This is a genomic window from Roseofilum sp. Guam (assembly GCF_017746735.1).
GTDB classification, from domain to species: Bacteria; Cyanobacteriota; Cyanobacteriia; order Cyanobacteriales; family Desertifilaceae; genus Roseofilum; species Roseofilum reptotaenium.
Genome location: NZ_JAGHZN010000032.1, coordinates 20,515 through 37,724, shown reverse-complemented (window position 1 = coordinate 37,724; position 17,210 = coordinate 20,515). Strand labels below are relative to the sequence as shown.

Annotated in this window: 20 protein-coding genes and 1 pseudogene; 10 read left to right on the top strand and 11 right to left on the bottom strand. The window is 43.9% G+C overall.

Features of this window, described 5'->3' with window-relative positions:
- Positions 1–19: 19 nt before the first annotated feature.
- Complete coding sequence (locus J7529_RS14170; protein WP_318729496.1) at positions 20–1,003, bottom strand: glycosyltransferase; 984 nt, start codon at positions 1,001–1,003, stop codon at positions 20–22.
- Between the two features lie 69 nt (positions 1,004–1,072).
- Between J7529_RS14170 and J7529_RS14165 the strand changes: the two genes are divergently transcribed.
- A complete protein-coding gene (locus J7529_RS14165; RefSeq protein ID WP_318729495.1) occupies positions 1,073–3,127 on the top strand; it encodes a DUF2264 domain-containing protein in 2,055 nt (684 codons plus the stop codon).
- Here the strand turns inward: J7529_RS14165 and J7529_RS14160 are convergent.
- Entirely contained in the window at positions 3,124–4,032 is a 909-nt protein-coding gene (locus J7529_RS14160) for a sulfotransferase family protein (protein WP_318729494.1), read from the bottom strand. The two genes, J7529_RS14165 and J7529_RS14160, sit on opposite strands and share 4 nt — an antisense overlap.
- Positions 4,033–4,607: 575 nt before the next feature.
- Between J7529_RS14160 and J7529_RS14155 the strand changes: the two genes are divergently transcribed.
- From J7529_RS14155 to J7529_RS14120, 8 genes are all read left to right on the top strand, one after another.
- Positions 4,608–4,817 carry a DUF3285 domain-containing protein gene (locus J7529_RS14155; RefSeq protein WP_318729493.1) on the top strand — a complete coding sequence of 70 codons (210 nt, stop codon included), beginning with the start codon at positions 4,608–4,610 and terminating at the stop codon, positions 4,815–4,817.
- A gap of 25 nt (positions 4,818–4,842) precedes the next feature.
- Complete coding sequence (ybeY, locus tag J7529_RS14150; protein ID WP_271937990.1) at positions 4,843–5,343, top strand: rRNA maturation RNase YbeY; 501 nt, start codon at positions 4,843–4,845, stop codon at positions 5,341–5,343.
- 124 nt (positions 5,344–5,467) lie between these two features.
- Complete coding sequence (locus J7529_RS14145) at positions 5,468–5,911, top strand: diacylglycerol kinase family protein (protein ID WP_271937992.1); 444 nt, start codon at positions 5,468–5,470, stop codon at positions 5,909–5,911.
- Between the two features lie 8 nt (positions 5,912–5,919).
- A complete protein-coding gene (locus J7529_RS14140) occupies positions 5,920–6,513 on the top strand; it encodes an anthranilate synthase component II (protein ID WP_271937995.1) in 594 nt (197 codons plus the stop codon).
- 53 nt (positions 6,514–6,566) lie between these two features.
- On the top strand, positions 6,567–7,331 hold the full coding sequence (locus J7529_RS14135; protein WP_318729492.1) for an MBL fold metallo-hydrolase: 765 nt from the start codon (positions 6,567–6,569) through the stop codon (positions 7,329–7,331).
- A 106-nt stretch (positions 7,332–7,437) separates the two neighbouring features.
- Positions 7,438–7,851 carry a PIN domain-containing protein gene (locus J7529_RS14130; protein WP_318729491.1) on the top strand — a complete coding sequence of 138 codons (414 nt, stop codon included), beginning with the start codon at positions 7,438–7,440 and terminating at the stop codon, positions 7,849–7,851.
- Positions 7,848–8,063, top strand: a complete 216-nt coding sequence (locus J7529_RS14125; protein WP_318729490.1) for a hypothetical protein — start codon at positions 7,848–7,850, stop codon at positions 8,061–8,063. The genes J7529_RS14130 and J7529_RS14125 overlap by 4 nt, the downstream gene beginning before the upstream one ends.
- A gap of 99 nt (positions 8,064–8,162) precedes the next feature.
- Entirely contained in the window at positions 8,163–9,476 is a 1,314-nt protein-coding gene (locus tag J7529_RS14120) for an aminopeptidase P N-terminal domain-containing protein (RefSeq protein ID WP_413038891.1), read from the top strand.
- 272 nt (positions 9,477–9,748) lie between these two features.
- On the opposite strand, the gene J7529_RS14115 is transcribed toward J7529_RS14120, so the two are convergent.
- The 9 genes and pseudogenes from J7529_RS14115 to ahcY form a co-directional block, all read right to left on the bottom strand.
- A complete protein-coding gene (locus J7529_RS14115; RefSeq protein ID WP_318729488.1) occupies positions 9,749–10,285 on the bottom strand; it encodes a hypothetical protein in 537 nt (178 codons plus the stop codon).
- 111 nt (positions 10,286–10,396) lie between these two features.
- Positions 10,397–10,693 carry a DUF86 domain-containing protein gene (locus tag J7529_RS14110; protein ID WP_318729487.1) on the bottom strand — a complete coding sequence of 99 codons (297 nt, stop codon included), beginning with the start codon at positions 10,691–10,693 and terminating at the stop codon, positions 10,397–10,399.
- On the bottom strand, positions 10,690–10,983 hold the full coding sequence (locus J7529_RS14105; protein ID WP_318729486.1) for a nucleotidyltransferase family protein: 294 nt from the start codon (positions 10,981–10,983) through the stop codon (positions 10,690–10,692). The genes J7529_RS14110 and J7529_RS14105 overlap by 4 nt, the downstream gene beginning before the upstream one ends.
- Before the next feature lie 13 nt (positions 10,984–10,996).
- A pseudogene (locus J7529_RS24740) lies at positions 10,997–11,113 on the bottom strand (hypothetical protein); the annotation flags it as partial.
- Positions 11,114–11,205: 92 nt separating this feature from the next.
- Positions 11,206–11,499 carry a nucleotidyltransferase family protein gene (locus J7529_RS14100; RefSeq protein ID WP_318729485.1) on the bottom strand — a complete coding sequence of 98 codons (294 nt, stop codon included), beginning with the start codon at positions 11,497–11,499 and terminating at the stop codon, positions 11,206–11,208.
- A gap of 64 nt (positions 11,500–11,563) precedes the next feature.
- On the bottom strand, positions 11,564–13,273 hold the full coding sequence (gene ureC, locus J7529_RS14095; protein WP_318729484.1) for an urease subunit alpha: 1,710 nt from the start codon (positions 13,271–13,273) through the stop codon (positions 11,564–11,566).
- 94 nt (positions 13,274–13,367) lie between these two features.
- Positions 13,368–14,012 carry a hypothetical protein gene (locus tag J7529_RS14090; RefSeq protein ID WP_318729483.1) on the bottom strand — a complete coding sequence of 215 codons (645 nt, stop codon included), beginning with the start codon at positions 14,010–14,012 and terminating at the stop codon, positions 13,368–13,370.
- A gap of 117 nt (positions 14,013–14,129) precedes the next feature.
- A complete protein-coding gene (locus J7529_RS14085) occupies positions 14,130–14,738 on the bottom strand; it encodes an exopolysaccharide biosynthesis protein (protein ID WP_318729482.1) in 609 nt (202 codons plus the stop codon).
- Between the two features lie 168 nt (positions 14,739–14,906).
- On the bottom strand, positions 14,907–16,184 hold the full coding sequence (ahcY, locus tag J7529_RS14080; protein ID WP_271938023.1) for an adenosylhomocysteinase: 1,278 nt from the start codon (positions 16,182–16,184) through the stop codon (positions 14,907–14,909).
- Between the two features lie 582 nt (positions 16,185–16,766).
- Between ahcY and J7529_RS14075 the strand changes: the two genes are divergently transcribed.
- Positions 16,767–17,186 (top strand): DUF2809 domain-containing protein, encoded by a 420-nt coding sequence (locus J7529_RS14075; RefSeq protein ID WP_271938027.1) that lies wholly within the window; start codon positions 16,767–16,769, stop codon positions 17,184–17,186.
- Positions 17,187–17,210: the final 24 nt, after the last annotated feature.

Below are 17,210 nucleotides of genomic sequence, written 5' to 3'. Positions count from 1 at the left end.
AATCTACATATCGTGCCATCTAAGGATCGTATCGTAAAAGTCTCATTAAAGTAGTAACATCAGTTAGGTTTTTCATTTTTGTCATGACATTCTGAGCCTGTTTGTGAGGCAAAACAACTGATATTGTAATTTTTAATAAAGCCTTCCATAGAATTCGTCTTCGTAAAAGAGAGTAATCATAGTTAATGGCTAACAGAATCAACTTAGCGGTGAAGAAAGATTTTGAGCTATCGGGGATTCCTAAGAGGGATTTGTAAGTGAGGTACTTATAGAGATTAGCCAGACTATCTCGCTTAAGATATTGAAGAGACTCAGGAGCGTGATTAAAAGCTGTCGTAATCACTTGCAAACATCCTGATTCGAGTTTTGCTACATTTGAGGAGAGAGAATTTGTAGAAATTCGATACAAAATCTGTGGACGTTGTACATTAACAAAATTGTAGTGAGCGGCTAACCGTAGATATAAATCCCAATCTTGTCCAGCCGGTAGAGATTCATCAAATCCCCCTACATGACTCAATGCTTCTCGGCGGATCAAGGGGTTAGAACCATTTTCTAAAATATCGGTCAGTAAAAGTTGGGGATAAATATCTCCATGAGCTGTAAAATAACCTCCTTGACGAACAAATTGACTCGATTCATTAATGCGATCGCACCAACTATAGGCAACAGCAGCTTCAGGATTATCTTGTAAAGCATTGAATTGAGCCTCTAGCTTATCAGGTGTCCACAAGTCATCTGCATCTAGAAAGGCAATATATTCCCCAGAAGACTGTGTGAAACCGCGATTCCGACTAGGGTTAGATCCAGCATTAGGATAAGAGAAAACCCTTAGTCTAGGATCTTGTATACTCGATAATACTTCTAGCGTTCCGTCTGTTGAGCCATCATTAATAACAATTAACTCAAAATCTGTAAAGGTTTGTTTGAGAACAGATTCAAGCGTTTCACCAATAGTTTTTTCGCTATTGTAAGCTGGAATAATGACGGAAATGAGTGGCATATCTGGTCAACCAGGTAGAACCACGCCTAGTATATACTGTGTGGAGTCTTTCTGCAAGCCAATCCAATCATGAAAAATTTCCAATGGACAACCCCATTTGATTATCAAACTGCTTCCTTAACTGGATTAACGAGAAGACACTGGGAAGAAGTGGTTTTAATTTTACTTAAAGGAATTCTTGCCTATGCGTCTCCGGGAAAAGCAAGGATTAAAATTCCAGGAGTAGAGAGTACTAATGGTTTAGTGGCTGATGAATTGGAAGGATTTTCCCGGTCTTTAATTATGGCTGCACCATTGCTCAAAAGTCATACTGATTTTCAAGTTTCCGTTGCTAATCAAACGGTGGATGTTGCTGATTTTTATCGGGAAGGCATTTTGGCGGGAACGAATCCTGGGCATCCTGAATATTGGGGTAAGATAGGGAACTATTCTCAGAATATTGTGGAATGCGGATCTCTGGCATGGTCTCTGTATCTTTCACAAGCTCATATCTGGGATAAGTATTCAGACAGAGAAAAACAACAGGTGGCTGATTATTTGCTGCAATGCAATGGGGTTAAGGCCCATCCTAATAATTGGCTGTTATTTAAGGTTATTATTAATACGGTATTGGGAAAATTGGGGATGCCTTTTTCTAAAAAAGAGATCTTTAAAAATCTAGAGATTTGTAAAAAGATGTACCTTGGAGAGGGTTGGTATCGAGATGGAAAGACGAAGCAAATTGATTATTACAATGCCTGGGGATTCCATTACTATTTTTTGATATGGGTTATTTTAGATGGCGATCGCCATCCGGAAATGGCCCAACTGCATCTCCAAAGGATGCGAGAGTATATGCACACTTTCCGCTACTTCTTCTCTGGGGAAGGGAATGTACCATGTTTCGGGCGATCGGTCACCTATCGGTTTGCCTATCTTGCTCCCATTGCGTTGGGGTTATATTTGGATGGTCTAGAGCAAGATTTGGGGGAACTCAAGAGTATTTGCAATCGTTCCCTGAAATTTTTTCTCCGTGGAGCAATCTTTACAGAAGATAATCTTCTCACTCCTGGATATCTCCGTCATTCCCCCAGACTACTAGAATTTTACTCCTGTGCCGCGTCTCCGTACTGGGCCGCAAAAGCCTTCAATCTACTCTTATTACCGGCCTCTCACTCTTTTTGGCAAGCAGAGGAAAAGCCTCTAGCTATTGATAGAGAAAGCTTTTCCATTTCCATTGAGTCAGCCGGTTGTTTGGTTGTTGGCGATCGCGCATCGGGTCATGTTCAGCTCCTGAACCATAAATCTCATCATAGTTATCCCGAGCTGAGTAGCAAATATACCAATTTTGCCTATTCTTCTGTGTTCGGTTATGATATCGGCCCCATGAGAAAAAAATACGATAGCGACAGTTCTCTGTGTGACAATGCTCTGACCTTTTCTGATGGCGGTAGATATGTGCAGCGATCGCAGATTCAACCCCTCTATTGCAAACCCAACTTTATTGCGTCTAAATATCCATTGCGAATTCTCAAACGCCAGGCCACTAACTGGTTACCTCGAATCTATACTAACCTCGGTTGGGGATGGACTTACACTCTAGTTAAAGATGACTTTATGATTAATGTCCATTACATTAACACTCGGAAATTTTTGAAATTCAAAGAAGGGGGATATCCATTAGGGTTTGACGAAGGTGTACCAGAGATTATCTCAACAGAAGGTGCAGAAGTCGCCTATAAAGACGGTAAAATCAGTTTTATTCGCAACTTGTATGGCTACGATCGCCAATTTCCAGCCCACGCTTTAATCTCTAAGGAGATTGAGAATAATATTAGATATAAATCAAGTGTGGTTCCCGCTTTAGGCTTTGAAAATCAAAACCAAAAGTCTTTTTATTTGGCCAATATGGTTTATGGAAAAATTGGCCATGAGAGCATCGATCAATTGATGCAACTCGTCCATAATTTTCAAATTGCTGACGGCTTGATCAACTTCCACTTTTATGATGGCGAACAAGTCGTGATGCAATTAGGTAAAATCAAGCGCCTTAATCTTACCCTTAATGGAAAGACGATCGAGGGTAAAATCATTATGGCTAGAGTTTCGGGGGATGGAAAAACTTGTCAAATCGTTCAACACTAGACTAGCCAATGGGACAGATCGCGCCCAATTAAATCTTGTAGCTTTAAGATATCTGCTTGAAAGATGGGAATTAATTCTTGTCGCAGTTCTGGAGACAGTGGCTTCAGCCTTGCCAGATTTTTCCGGTAGGCTTTTGCCGCCATCGGCTGACGAATTTTTGCCGGAATCAAATGTCGGATGAGGCTCTTGACAATATTCTGATTGCTAATAAAACTATGTAAAATCCTATTTTTGGGGACTTCTGATTTATTGTAGCGAACCGAACAATTAGGTGTAAAAGTATCATCCACTTCTAGAAACTGAAAAATATCTTTAATCATGTTTTGAGCATCTTTTTGCAGATCTTCATAAAGATAGACTTTGATTTGCTTGGGATCGAATCGCTCGAAATATCGTTGCAGTTGCAAACCATAGAAACCAAAATCTTGATAACGCCACACAGGAGACCAATGTTTTTTTCTACGCTGTTCTTCTTCCTTAAAAGCTTGATGAAAATCTTTAAGTGGCTCTCGTCCATCTCGACGTAAGTGGGAATAAAAAGAATACGCTCGATCCACAGGATGGCGTAAAATAGCGATTAACTTTACCTCTGGAATATAGTGTTTAATCCGTGCTGCTGTTTCGGGAATATAAAGATAAAAAGTCGAGGCTTCTCCAATTGATTTTTCATCTTTTATATTCTTAAAAAGAGCTTGATACTCTTTTAAGTAGGGGACTGTTTTGACATTGGTTGTAGCTTCGGCATCTCCAGGGCCGCAGAAATCCGGTTGCCATCCTTCATAAGCAAAAAAATTGGGTTCTTTATTTTTGCTCATATAAATTTCAGGGTGTTCATAGAGATATCTGTAAACAGAGCTAGTCCCTGATTTAGCCGCACCGATAAGTAGAAAATTGGGCATAGTCATTGCTATTTCTCCATGACTTGATTAGGACGGTCGTTCGGATTTTAGCAGATTATCAATTTTGTAGGTTAATGAGGTTTTTTTGAGAGGTGATCGCGCACGGTTGTAAAACAGGTAAACAAATTTTCTGAGCAGACTTACGTCGTCCGGGTGTTATACCAGTGTTCTTTACTACGGGTCGAACGGTACAACCAGTGAGCAATAATCGCAAACAGAACAGGATTAGAGCCAGGATAAATTGTTGGGACTTCATGGTACTGGCTTCCTCTAGGCGATAGACTCTGCTCTCCTCTCCAGGTATCCTATTGGATATAAAAAATCAGTAAGGATTAATGCAATTTACAACAAGATTTTGTAAAGCTTTGCTCAAAGCCCGATACGGTCAGTCTGTAGATTTACAGAGAACTGAAATGACAACCCAAAAGATTGAAATAAAAGTGTAACATTTCTGTTACACTTGCAAAAAGCAATTATAGCGATTCTCTCTTCTGGAGGAGTGCAGCTTGAAGGCTTAGACTCTAAGTAATTCAAGCTATTGTCTATTGCCTATTGCTAGAGTGCCTTTTGCCTAATGAATTATGACTGAATCTGAAACCTCTCCTATCCCTTCTGAACTACCTGAAACGCCTGAAACGCCCCAAACGGCTTCACAAGAACCGCAAGCGAGTTACGTGAAACTAGCGATGAGGAACATGGTGCGTAAAGGGAGAAAATCCTTAATCCACTTTACCCTTACCGTTATCGGTCTTTTGGGGGTACTGGTGGGACTTTCCTACCTCACTCGATAACCTCACTCGATAGGAGATATTCACAATGGATGTTGAAGTCAATATTGAGATTAGCCCGTCTATTGCTCAACCTCCGGTAACATCAGAACTATTACATCAATGGTTTTGTACTTGGTTAAAGAGTATCGATCTGCCTCCAGCGTCTGCTTATGAATTGAGCTTACGCTTAACAGATAACCAAGAGATTCAGAGCTTCAATGCCCAATATCGCCAACAAGACAGACCGACAGATGTTTTAGCCTTTGCTGCTCTAGAGACGGAAACCCCTCTTCTGCCAGGGACTGAAGACCCCTTATATTTAGGAGATCTAATGATTTCAGTGGAGATTGCTAGGGATCAAGCTAAAGAACAAGGTCATTCAGAAATTGTGGAATTGGCTTGGCTCAGTGCCCATGGTTTACTGCATTTGTTGGGTTGGGATCATCCCGATGAAGAGAGCTTACAGGCGATGTGGATCAAACAAGAATCCCTACTGGTGCAAGTGGGTTTAGAGTTGGGGACCTCGGGGGGATGTCAGATCCTATGATATGAGTTACCCTCATGGTGAATTCAATTTCTGCTTATGGTCTGGGTTGCTCTACAGACAATGGAAGACGACGAACGCTCATATCAATAGATCCCCACCTTTGCTCTCAATTATGGTGAACCTTATGTCTAGTAAACTTTCGATTTCAACCGTTGAATCAACCCATTCCTCAAGGGTTACTCATCGTAACTGCTCTTGGCAGGTAGCAGAGAATTTGCCCACCAGTTTTAAGTATGCTTGGGCTGGAGTAACTTATGCGTTTAGAACGCAACGGAATTTTCGCATCCATGTAATTGCGGGAAGTTTGGTGATGGTCGTTGGATCTCTGTTGCAGGTTAATGCGGTGGAAGCGGCGATTTTGGCGGTGATGATTTCTTTGGTTTTGGTGCTAGAGTTGCTGAATACGGCTTTAGAAGCTGTGGTGGATTTAACGGTAGAACAGAACTATCATGAATTGGCCAAAATTGCTAAAGATTGCGCGGCTGGAGCGGTGTTGATCTCGGCGATCGCCTCCATTATAGTAGGAATCATTCTGCTGTTGCCTAAGCTGGTTATCCTGTTCTCCTAACGGCTCCCATGATCATTGTTATTGATAACTACGATAGTTTTACTTACAATTTAGTTCAGTATTTGGCAGAATTAGGACAAGAGTTCCCCCAAGCCAAAGACATTCAGGTGTATCGAAACGATCGCATCTCCTGGGAAGAAATTCAAGAGCTTAAACCGGATGGAATCGTGATCTCTCCTGGGCCGGGACGACCGGAAGATTCCGGAGTCTCCCTAGAGGCGATCGCGAAGTTAGGCCCAAACTTACCCATTCTGGGGGTTTGTCTGGGCCACCAAGGTATTGGTCAAGTGTTTGGTGGTAAAATTGTCTCTGCCTCTGTCCTCATGCATGGTAAAACTTCACCCATTCACCATAGCGGTGTGGGCATTTTTGCCGGTCTGGATAATCCTTTAAATGCGACTCGCTATCATAGTTTGGCCATTGACCGCAGCAGTTGTCCAGAAGAGTTGGAAATTACAGCTTGGGTTGAAGATGGGACAATTATGGGGGTTCGCCATCGCCAATATCCCCACATCCAAGGCGTTCAATTCCATCCCGAAAGTATTCTCACCAGCAAAGGCAAAGACCTATTGCGGAACTTTCTGCGATCGCTCCCTTCTTGAGAAGCGAACCCTAACCCTGGATAATAAAGACTGAATCACCCAATAATTGAGCAATGAAACGGCGCAACTTTATCAGCACTACAGGGGCAATGGCGATCGCCACTATCGTCACGTCTGCCTATTCTGCAACAGCCCAAACCCCCAGTGGATTAACCATACAGAGCCTTGGTCATACTTGCTTCCTGTTTACTGGGGGCGGCCATCAGATTTTAGTCAACCCCTTTCGTCCCCTAGGTTGCACCGCCCAATACCCCGCCCCCAACGTGGAAGCCGATCTGGTATTAATCAGTTCTCAACTGTTGGATGAAGGCTATGTAGAAGACCTTCCTGGCCAACCCAGACTTCTGTTTGAACCTGGAGATTATCAACTCAATGGTGGCTTGCAGGTGCGGGGAATGGTAGCCGAGCGGCTAGAGAAACAGCCAGGAAGCCGCTTTCCGAGTAATGTGTCTTGGGTTTGGAAACAAGCCGGAATAAAACTTTTGCATTTAGGGGGGATGGCTTCTCCCATTACCGTAGAGCAGAAAATCCTCATCGGTAGACCGGATGTCGTCTTCATTCCCGTTGGAGGTGGCCCTAAGGCCTATAGCCCCGAAGAGGCACAAGCTGCCCTAGAAATACTGAACGCTAAAATTGTCATTCCTACCCATTACCAGACCCAACAGGCCGATCCTCAAGTCTGTGATTTGGCTAGGGTGGATGAATTTCTAGCCCTGATGAATGGTACTGCTGTGCAAAGAATAGCTGGCGATCGCCTGACCCTTCAAGCCAATGGCCTGCCCAATGAAGGTTCACAAATTAAAGTGCTCTCACTCTAAAATTTTTTCATGAGTTTTCATAACAGAGATTGCTTTGATCGCCGGATGGGACTTGATATTATCCGCTCTATCTATAGCAAACCTTTAAGGATTTTATATAATAACCATGAAAGTTTACTTAGACAGTAGCGTTTTAAACCGCCCATTTGATGACCAAACCCAAGCATTACGAACCATTTTACAACTGATCGAAAACCAGCAATTAATCCTTATCAGCTCATCAATTCTGGATTATGAAAACAACAAAAACAACAATGTCATTAGGCAGGACTGGGTTAACCAGTGCCTAGAACTTGCCATAGAATACCAAATTATTCAACCCAACATTATTGAGAGAGGTGACATTATAGAACAAACAGGAGTCAAACCTATTGATGCTCTTCATCTAGCATCAGCAGAACAAGCCTGTTGTGACGTTTTCCTTACCTGTGATGATCGACTGCTACGACGTTATCAAGGGCCAATCAAAGCCATAAATCCAGTAAATTTTATCCTAGAACTAACGGAGTCCCCCGAATGAAAATCAGTCTACCTAACGAACAAGCAGTTATCCAAGATGCGATCCAGATTCTTCATAAAGCGATGAAACCATCGGAGATGGTTGTTTTGATTGCTCGTTGGTGGTCAGATGGTGGCAACTATTTAGACCAGAAAGAAGGCTGGTTTGCCAACGAAAACATCGATAGCCTAGCTGAGAAAATCAAAGTCTTTGAGCAGTCCAAAACCAACTAGCCCATATCTGCCAAAAACATAGTATTAATATTTGATGTAATTATCAAAGGAGGTTCAATTAGCGTGGTTTCATCCCTCTCCAAGGCCGTTTCGGGGCAACTGAAAGACGAATATCGCCAACGTCGGGAAAGATTAATGGCGAAAATGGCAAAAAGTACGGCGATTTTTCGTAGCGCTTCCTTAGCAGTTATGCACCGTGATGTGGAGCATCCCTTTCGCCAGGATAGCGATTTTTTCTATCTGACAGGGTTTAATGAACCGGAAGCGGTGGCAGTGTTAGCACCTCACCATGAAGAACACCGGTTTATTTTGTTTGTGCAACCGAAGGAGTGGGAGAAGGAAGTTTGGAGTGGTTATCGGGTAGGGGTGGAAGATGCTAAGGCTATCTATGGTGCGGATGAAGCCTATCCTATTGCCGAGTTAGAAGAAAAATTACCTCAGTATTTGTCGAAGGCCGAACGCCTATATTATCACTTTGGTATTGATGAACTGTTTAATCAGACGATTTTGAAGCAGTGGCAGTCTCTGCTCAGACAATACGCAAAAAAAGGCTTTGGCCCTACGGCTCTGGAAGACCCGATGACTCTGTTACATCCGCTACGCTTGGTGAAGAGTGAGACGGAATTAGAGCTGATGCGTAAGGCGATCGCTATTTCTGTCGAAGCCCATCATTTAGCTTGGGATATGGCGAAACCCGGAATTTATGAGTACGAAATTCAAGCAGAAATGGAGTACCTTTTCCGTCGTCGGGGAGGGGTTGGCCCAGCTTATCCTTCGATTGTTGCTTCTGGTGCGAATGCCTGTGTTCTTCACTACATTGAGAACTCCCGCGCCTTAGAAGCGGGAGATTTATTACTCATTGATGCGGGGTGTTCCTATGGCTATTACAATGGTGATATTACCCGTACTTATCCGGTTGGTGGAAAGTATGGAATGGAACAACGGGTGATTTATGAGATTGTCCTCGAAGCCCAACGGCAGGCGATCGCCCAAATCAAACCCGGTAATCCCTTTAGCGCTGTTCATGATACCGCTGTTCAAGTCCTCGTCGAAGGCATGATCGAATTAGGGTTTTTAGTCGGAGAACCAGAAGAACTCATCAAAGAAGAAAAATATAAACCCTATTATATGCATCGCACCAGTCATTGGCTCGGTCTGGATGTTCATGATGTGGGAGCCTATAAACAAAATGAGGAAGAGTCGCAAGTGCTACAACCGGGTCAGGTATTAACCGTAGAACCGGGCATGTACATTGCTCCTTTGGTCAAACCCGCAGAAGAGCAACCCGAAGTCCCTCCCCAATGGCGAGGGATTGGCGTGCGGATTGAAGATGATGTTTTAGTTACCGAAAATGGCTATGAAGTACTGACGGCTGGCATTCCTAAAATGCCCGAAGAATTAGAAAGTAAATAGAGAGATAGGATAACGGGTTGTGATTATTGATAAACACCGTCAATCAATTTCAATCCTTTTATCCTTTCGGATACAGCATTTTCCACTTTTATTATGTATAGTCTCTACAACAACGGTATCTGTAGGGGCGAACGGCCGTTTGCCCCTACAACCATGTCCCATCCTTAATTACAACAACTATACAGTGCATTTCCAGTCCTACATTGTTCCGGTAGACCATTGCCTGTTGCCCAACATAAAGCATCATCATAGCCAATTAACCGGACTTGATATTATTCCCACTCTGGGGTTAATTCTCGAAAGTTAAACGCTTGGGCGCTAGGATGACAAGAAACACATTGACTCAACTCAATTCTCTCTTGAAACTCAACTTGTGGATGAAGGGCCTTAAAATAGCGGGAATTCCGTAGGCGATAGGGAGTTGATTCATCCTTAAGTAAGGGACGAGAAAAGACTTGAATATATTTCCAAACCAATAACCGACCGGGGTTGAGGATAGGGTCAATTAATATGCCATAATGCTGTTCATCTTGAATCAGTTGTCGCCAGGTTTCAGTCGGCATCACCGCAGGAGGAAGGGCGAGGTGACAACTGCCACACTTTTCTTGATAAAGTTCTTCTCCCAGTTGATGTTGTTCGGGGACAAGATCGACTGATTTAAGGGAAGATTGGGAAAAGGCAGGTTGATTGAGGGTAGATAATCCCCATCCTAATGTTACCGACCAGAGGAAAATGAGGGTAACGAGGATTACGGGCGATCGCCGCTTTAGACTAGGGAATAGGGAATAGCGATACTTACGTTTCAACATAGCTCTGGCTCACAAATCATCGTAGGGTGTGTCAGGGGAAATTTAATCAAAGCTCAAAAAATCATTCTGTATGCTCTGAAAAATAGAGAAGGATCGATTCAATATCCCGTTTCAAAAGCGATAATTCTTGTTCAACAATGCGCAAACGATATTCAAGTCAACCTGAAAATATTCATGTACTGCCAAGTTACGAAAAGCAATAATTTTGTGCCACTCAATATTGGGATATCGATCTTTCAGATCTTGAGACATTGCTCTAGCTGCCTCACCCAAAATTTGTAAGTGGTACAACATCCATGTTTGTATCAACTCATCCTCAAAGAAAGCATCCTTACCCCTGGCAGCATATCGCTCAATATTGGCAACACTTTCGTGCATATCCTTTATCCGTTCTAAGTCACTTCTCATAGCTGAATACAGTCTTGTAACACATTGTCTCGAACCCTAGGTTTTAAGCCACTTTCTGTGACTACATCTATCTTACACCCCAACAAATCCTGTAAATCATGAATTAAACCTACAGGAAACCAAGATGAAATCCGCTCTAGGTCATAATCAATTAAGAAATCAATATCACTTTCCTCTGTCTCTTCTCCTCGTGCTACTGAGCCAAACACGCGCACATTAAACGCGCCATGTTTTTCTGCGAGTTCTAATATTTGTTCTCGTTTTTCTTGTAATAAATTCTTTAGATACATATCAATTCAAGAGTCAATCTTCTTCTTCAAAATCTTTTAACATTAGTTCCACTTGCCCCTTTAAAGCAGGCAAATTATTTTCAATAGCATCCCAAACCCGTTGTAAATTAATCCCACCCAAATAATCATGAACTAAAACATTCTATCCTTGAGCGGTGTATGTCTCGACTGCTTCGATACATTCCAAAATATGAGTCAAATAAATTAAATCCCTATCACCACTCATAAAGGTTGTGCCTCTGCCAAAATCCGATCCTTAATCAAAGCACTAACGCCATCTTCAGTAAGTACATCAACTCGCCGCCCTAACAAATCCTGTAAATCCATCAATAATCCTCCTGGAAACCAAGCTGTAGTCCTGGTTGGGTCATAATCAATCAAAAAATCTATATCACTCTCCTCTGTCTCTTCTCCTCGTGCTACTGAGCCAAACACCCGGACATTAAAAGCGCCATGCTTGGCAGTAATTTCTAGAATTTGTTCCCGTTTTTCCACTAATAAACCCTGTAAAGACATTCTTCTATTCTCCCTTCTATTCCTTTAAACTATAGATAGAGTGAATGGGTAAGTCCTGTCTAGGTTAAAACAGGAAATACCGTTGGGCCATGGGTAAAACGGTGGCAGGTTCGCAGGTGAGCAGTTCGCCGTCTGCGCGGACTTCGTAGGTTTGAGGGTCAACTTCAATTTCAGGTAGGGCATCATTGAGTTTGAGATCCTGTTTGGTCAGTTGACGGGTATTAGCAACGGCTATGGTGGGTTTTTGCAAACCAAGTTGGGTAGCAATATCGCGCTCTAAGGATGCTTGCGAGACAAAGGTTAATGAGGTTGCCGAGAGCGCAGACCCAAAGCTGGCAAACATGGGACGCATATGTACGGGTTGAGGGGTGGGGATACTGGCGTTTGCATCTCCCATTTGAGCATAGGCGATCGCGCCCCCCTTGATGACAATTTCCGGCTTTACGCCGAAAAATGCCGCCTTCCACAGACATAAATCAGCTAATTTCCCTTCTTCCACTGACCCCACTTGCTCGGCAATACCATGGGTGATGGCGGGATTGATTGTATATTTAGCAACATAGCGCTTGGCACGGGTATTATCATTGCGGCTGCTATCTTCCGGTAAAGGACCGCGCTGTACCTTCATTTTATGACCGGTTTGCCAGGTGCGAATAATCACTTCACCAACTCGGCCCATGGCTTGGGAGTCGGAGGCGATCATGCTAAATGCGCCCAGATCGTGCAGAATATCCTCGGCGGCGATCGTTTCCCGACGGATACGGGACTCGGCAAAGGCCACATCTTCGGGAATAGAACGGTCAAGGTGATGGCAAACCATCAGCATATCGAGATGCTCTTCTAGGGTATTGAGGGTATAGGGTCTGGTGGGGTTGGTGGAGGAAGGGAGAACATTAGCTAGACCACAAACTCGAATAATATCCGGTGCATGTCCTCCTCCTGCGCCTTCGGTGTGATAGGTATGAATGGCACGATTTTTAAACGCTTCAATGGTGGTTTCGACAAATCCTGCTTCATTCAGGGTATCGGTGTGAATGGCGACTTGCACATCATATTCATCGGCAACGGATAAACAGGTATCAATGGTCGCTGGAGTAGTGCCCCAATCTTCATGGAGTTTTAAACCCATAGCTCCTGCAAGCACTTGTTCCCGCAGTGCTTCGGGTTGGGAGCTATTGCCTTTACCTAAAAAGCCCAAGTTCATGGGAAATGCTTCAGCCGCTTGTAACATGCGGTACATATTCCAGGGGCCGGGGGTGCAGGTGGTGGCATTGGTTCCGGTTGCGGGGCCAGTTCCTCCGCCAATCATAGTGGTGATGCCGGAGGCGATCGCCGTTTCGATTTGCTGGGGACAGATAAAATGAATGTGGGAATCAATGCCTCCAGCCGTGAGAATCATGCCTTCTCCAGCCACTGCTTCCGTACCGGGGCCGATAATAATATCCACATTATTCTGAATATTGGGATTCCCAGCTTTCCCAATCTTGGCGATCTTGCCGTCTTTGATACCAATATCGGCTTTGACAATTCCCCACCAGTCTAAAATGAGTGCATTGGTAATCACCATATCTACCGCGCCATCAGCATTGGCAATAGGAGACTGGCCCATACCATCCCGGATTACCTTGCCACCTCCAAATTTTACTTCATCGCCGTAAGTGGTGTAATCCTGTTCCACTTCAATAATTAACTCTGTATCCGCCAAGCGCAGGCGATCGCCTACTGTCGGCCCATAGGTTTGTGCATACGCGAGGCGATCCATCCGATAACCCATAATCTTTTCCAGACTAGCTTACCCATACAGAGCCTATGATACTGTAGATATTGGGTTTTTCTGTAACTATAAGTCTCTATGGTAACCCGTAGCATTAAATGTCTGGAACCTCGCAAGCCATATTCTGTTGCAATCGCTGGCGTTGTTCTGGAGTAAGGACTTGCATCACTTTTGCCTCGAATTCTTCCTCTGCACTCTCAATTTCGGCTTCTTGTTTTGCACTAATTTCAGGAATTAAAGCTTCTATATTATCCTCAAATTGGTGCTCAATTTCTTCAATTTTTTGCCGCTGTTGAGAAGTTAATATATTTTCAAAACGCCGTTCATATTCTATCTCAACTACTTCTAACTCTGCTTCTTGTTCTACCGTGAGATTGGGTTCAATATCAATTTCTTCAAAAAGTTGAGGTGCAATTTTTTTCACTTGTTCCTCTCCCCAGCGATCGAGTTGCTCAATCTTTTGTTTTTGTTCTGATGAAAACAATCCTTCAACTTGACGCTCGAAATCTTCTTCCAATTGCTCGATTTGGGCTTCTTGTTCATCTGAAATAGGGACAATAGTCTCGATTTTATTATCTAATTGTTCCTCTAGTTGCCATATTTTTGATTGTTGTTGATTGGTAAGCTCAATCCCCGAAAAATCATCTGGACAATCTAGCTCTTCTTCTGCTTTGACTGGTAAAATCAAAGAGATCGTTGTTAGTGCAATAACACTAAGTAAAATGTAAATAGGTTTCATGTGCATTCTCCAGAATCTTACTTTAGCTTATACTCAACCCTAATTAAATCTCTAGGCTGTGAACTGAAATTTCACAGCTATACACAAGTGGAATCCAGACAGAAAGTCTGGGTTCCGCTAGAATATTAGATCTTTGAGCCAACTTAAAATACTCACACCAAAGAAAATAATCCCCACGGAAACCGTTGCTCCGGCTAGAGAGAGTCCGAGTCCGGCTAAACTGATGAAGCCATCATCTTCCGATAAGCCAAAGCCGATGACAAAAATGGCGATCGCCGGTAAGGTATTCGTTCCAGGAATGGGAATCATCATCGACATCGACATCAGGGCGATCGCCACCCCTAAAACCACTCGCCCCGGTAAACTGGTACAGACTGCACTCAGACGAGGTTTGGTCAACCCTTCAATCTTCTGAAGCCACGGAATCCCTGCATCTAGAACACCCTGAACCTTCTGTAGCGGCATTTTTCCATTCAAAACTCGTTTTGGAAACCAAGGCTGCTTCGCGCCCCAAATAAGCTGCATGGCAAGTAAAAACATTACAATGCCAAACGGAATCGAATACCCCGGTGCAGGGATGGGTATAGCGGAAGGCAACGACAACAACACAAATAAAAAACCAAAAACCCGCTCTCCTGCTAGTTCCAGCATTTCTGCTAAAGTCACCTCAGAAGAGCGGTTTTCTTGCCAAAAATAACGTTTGAATTCTACCGAAAGTTGAGCCATAAAGGGGGAAAAGGTTAGGGGGATGGGGGGATGGGGGGATGGGGGTTTCAATATAAGATTAAAAGCCTCTATCTTCCTGTCCCCGCGTCTATCCATTTTGGAGCCAAGAATCAAACATCTCAGCTCTTTCTCAGGGATGATTGAGAACGCTACCCTAACCTAACAATCTTAGGTTCCGACCGTCCAGCTATTCATGTATTCCACTTGCTCTTCGGTCAGAGTATCAATGCTAATACCCATCGCTTCCAACTTCAGGCGAGCAATTTCATGGTCAATTTCTTGGGGAATAGAATGCATACCGGCTTCGAGTTTACCGTGGTTTTTCACCAGATATTCGCAAGCCATGGCTTGGTTCGCGAAACTCATATCCATTACCGCACTGGGGTGACCTTCCGCAGCAGCTAGGTTAATTAAGCGACCTTCACCAAGAACAACTACAGATTTGCCGCTGGGCAGAACATATTGTTGAGTGAAGGGGCGCACATCCTTAACTTCGGTGGCCATTTCACCCAAGGTAGCGAGGTCAATTTCGATATCGAAGTGACCGGAGTTACATACCATGGCTCCGTCTTTCATGGCTTCAAAATGCTCTTTGCGGATCACGTGCTTATTCCCGGTTACGGTAATAAACAGGTCAGCTTGGGGAGCAGCTTCTGCCATGGGCATGACCCGGAAGCCGTCCATGGTGGCTTCAATGGCACGTACAGAGTCTACTTCGGTAACAATTACATTTGCACCGAGACCTTTGGCACGCAGAGCGGCACCTTTACCACACCAGCCATAACCCACGACAACCACGTTTTTACCCGCTAACAGGACGTTGGTGGCGCGGATGATACCATCAAGGGTAGATTGACCGGTTCCGTAGCGGTTATCAAAGAAGTGCTTGGTGTCTGCATCATTCACGTTCATCGCGGGGAAGGTTAATACCCCATCTTTGAACATGGCTTTCAAGCGCACGATACCGGTGGTGGTTTCTTCGGTTGTACCAATAATTTCAGGAACTTGTTCTTGACGTTCTTTAACCAGTTCAGCGACTACATCGCTACCATCATCGATGATAATTTGGGGATGATGGTCAAGGGCTACTTGTACATGGCGTTTGTAGGTTTCGGTGTCTTCCCCTTTAAGGGCATAAACCCGAATGCCATAGTCTTTCACTAAGCAAGCGGCAACATCATCTTGGGTAGAGAGGGGGTTACTGGCAATTAAAATTGCGTCTGCGCCGGCTGCTTGAAGGGCGATCGCCAAATTTGCAGTTTCAGTGGTAACGTGACAGCAGGCAACTAGCCGAATTCCGTCTAAGGGTTTTTCTTTGGCAAAGCGCTCCCGAATTTGCTTGAGAACTGGCATTTCCCGTCCAGCCCATTCAATGCGCTGTTTGCCTAAAGGGGCTAAGGAAATGTCTTTGATGTCGTAATTGAGCTTTTCGGCTGTTGCAATCATAAGATCTACTGAAAATAAATGGTTCACAATTGACACTTTGCGCTCTGAATACACGCAGATTCTTCAGGCTGTACCTGAAAGGGTCTGTCAAAGAGTATTTCTACTACCGACCCTCTACACTGTTGCTTTCACTTCAGACTACTGTTTTTTGGCTGTTTAGGTACTACCAATCGACTTCTATACGCTCAACGTCCTGCGATTACTTGCCCTTCGGGAAGCCTGACTGTTTACGGTTCGAGAAGGGCAGGCATTTCTCCTTAACTAGGATCGTATGAACGCGCAAAGTGCTAGGTGGGCATCATTGACCTGAGACTGATGGCAAGCATACAGTTTTGGGTCTGAGTTGTTACCACCCATACCTCGACTGATCGTTTAAGATCAGGTCTTACTCAGGATTGTGATGTTGCGAGTCTTGTCTTGAGTCTACACTGAAGTACAAGGCGCAAATTTCCCATATAATAGTCTATCATCTCGATTGACCCGCTACAGATCTTTTTTCGAGAGTATGTAGGGCTTCAGTGTGGAAATTGCTTTTCCCGGAAGCTCTGTAGTACTTCGTGCTAGGGAATAAGGAATTAGGTAATGTCAAGTTCCAGTATGCAATTGAATATCAAAGTCTATCGGTATTGGCTCTATGGGAGTTTAATCGTTATTGTTCCGTTGGGAATGGCCACGAAGTTTTATCGCGGTTGGGGAGAATGGTGGATTAATGATTATGCCGGTGGTATTCTCTATGAGATTCTGTGGATGATTTTAGTCGCCCTAGCTTGGCCAAAATTACGGCTTTGGAAAGTGGCGATCGCCGTTTTTTTGTTCACGTCGTTTCTGGAAATCCTGCAACTGTGGCATCCTCCCCTACTTCAAGCCCTGCGCTCAACTCTTCTGGGTAAACTGATTCTAGGAACCACATTTGTTGGGTGGGACTTTCCCCACTATGCCATCGGTTGTGGTCTCGGTTGGCTCGCTCTCTATCGGTTGCAAAAAGCCTTAACTCATTCTTAATCTATATAGCATGTTCAAATCAGA